The 2,412-nt window shown below is 65.3% G+C and carries 1 pseudogene; it reads left to right on the top strand.

The features are described from left to right. Nucleotides 1-45 precede the first annotated feature (45 nt). A pseudogene (locus tag Vqi01_RS30150) lies at nt 46-2,412 on the top strand (P-loop NTPase fold protein); the annotation flags it as partial.

A 2,412-nucleotide genomic window follows, 5' to 3' on the forward strand; every position in this document is an offset into this window, starting at 1 on the left:
GGGGGGAAGGGCCTCAAGGGCCTCACCGCAGATCGGCTGTTCGCGATGATGGTCTACAAGAACCTGCATCTGGAGGACTTCGAGGCCATCCGACTTGGCACGAGCAAGATCGACGAGGCTTACCGGGCGTTCCGCGACATGGTCACGTATCAGACGGGCCACCAGGCAGCGACCAGCAAGAAGGCACTGGACCAGATCGCGTCGAACGCCCTGTGGGACAAGCGCGCGAAGGCCGCCGGCGAACGGCTCCAGAGGGTGCTACCGATTGTTCACCGGGCGTCGCGGCGCGGCGGCGAACCGGTCCTTTACATTCACCCGGAGCAGTACGCGCTCTCGGACCTTACGTCCGGTGACTTCTGGAGGCCGTTGTACGAGACTCGCGGCGGGGTGCGAACTGCCCCACCTGGATACCAGGGTGTAGACCTATCGTTCGATGACGTGATCGCGCTGGTCGGGGATGAAGCGGCTGCGTTAGATGACGCCGTCGAAGCCGGTGGCGCAGATCTCCAGCGCGCCTCGCGGGCCGCGTTGGAGACCAAGGACTTCGTGGCGAAAGCCACGATGGCGCAGCTCATGGCCCGGCCGGACCTGGTCATGCCCACCGACAGGGGCGTTGCCCGCAACCTGGATGCCATCGTCGCCGACCTCGTATCGCCCTTGGCCCACGACCTCCTCGCCAAGGGCCACATCGACGAGAACTTCACCCTGTACTGCTCGGACTACCACGGCATCGCCATCAGCGTCAGCGCAATGAACTTCATCCTCCACTGCGTCCAGACCGACCGCGCAGACCACCGCTTCCGATTCGACGAGCCCGCCTCCATCGACACGGTCGAAGCGGAGATGGGCACCCGTTTCCTCGACGGCGAGAGCGTCTTCAACATCGAGGTCTTCGACCACTACCTACCCACGCACCCCGAGCGGCTCTACACCGCACTCGACAAGCTCGTCGGGCGCGCAGGTACCGACACCTCGTTCATCGACGCATACCTGCTGGACGGCGCGTTCCGGGATCTCTTCGTAAGCCACCTGGCTCCCCGCTGGAAGGGTGTGTTCGTCCATCTGGTCGAGAACGCCCCGATCGACCTCGCGGCGGCCGTCGCGCTCGTCGATGCCGCTGTCCGGAGCGCTGGCCGAGACGTCGACTACGACTCCTCGGACCGGGTGGCAGAGTTCCTCTCGAAGCACTACGCCGAGATGCAGGCGTTTACCGGCACCATGGAGACCTCGAAGGCGACTGACGTGGCCGCCCTGGTTCGTCGTTTTGGCGCCCAAGTCAGCGACCTGACGGTGCTAGGGGACGCGCAGCGCAAGGCGGTGGTGGCGGCCAGCCTGTACCCGATCACGAGGGCGAACCTGCTTGCAGCACTCGGTGAACACACCCCGCTGGCCCTCGACGTGGCGAAAGCGACCAACGCAACTGTCTATCAGTACATCCTCGACAACATGGACAGCTACCTCCGTGCCCGAAGGGACGACGAAGTGACCGTTGACGCCTCGGAGGAGTTCGTCGCGGTGCTGAACGACGTCGCCAGCGCCGCCGAGACGGCGGTGCTGCCGGTGGCGAAAGGCGCGTCGCAGGGGTGCGAGGTGGCCGACCTGGAGGAACTCGAGGCTACGGCATGGGCTGCGGTGGTGTCGGCGAGTCGGCTCGCGCCGACCGTCTGGAACGTAAGCCACTTCGTCGACAAGCTCGGCGTCAGCGAGGAACTGGCGAGAATCTTGAACAGACTCGACCTCACCGAGGCCGAGGAGGTGGAGGAGGAGTCCAGGTACGACCTCGGGTACGCGCTGGTTCATGCTGAGAACCTGGACCCGGCGGCAAGAATCCGGCTGGTGAAGCAGCTTGAGCTTCCCGGCGGGTTGAATCCCGAACGCGTGACCGGCGTCGGGCTCACGCTGCTCCCGGCGCTGCTGGACGCCGACCTGGTGCCCGATACTCCCGAGACGTACGCGCGCCTGGAGGGTAGCCCGTTCGTGGTCCGCGAGGAGTACTTCGCGAGGTCGAAACTGCTGGCGTCCTACGTGTGCGAGCTACCGCTCTCAAGCGACGACCTACCGAAGATCATGCGGAGCCCTCGTGTAGTACCGGCCGTCAAGCGGGCGATCGCCGATGACCCGGAGTACGTACACGGACGGCTGTCCACGCCCGGCGCCGTCGCTATCTGCGAATGGGCGGCCACGGGCAACCCTGTGACGGTGGACCTGCTGGTCACACTCAGCGAGGCCGAAGCGCCCGCCGAGCACATCCTGAGTCTGCTGAAACCCCACCTTCACGACATTGAGCTACCGGTGTTGGACCAGATCCTTCGGGCGCTCGGCGGCGACTATGAAACGCTCACCAAGCTCGGTCGCCGTCCCAGGTTGGAGGAACTGGACGGGACCGAAGACCTGCTCAAGGAACTGAAGCCC

This window comes from Micromonospora qiuiae (assembly GCF_016863555.1).
GTDB classification, from domain to species: Bacteria; Actinomycetota; Actinomycetes; order Mycobacteriales; family Micromonosporaceae; genus Micromonospora; species Micromonospora qiuiae.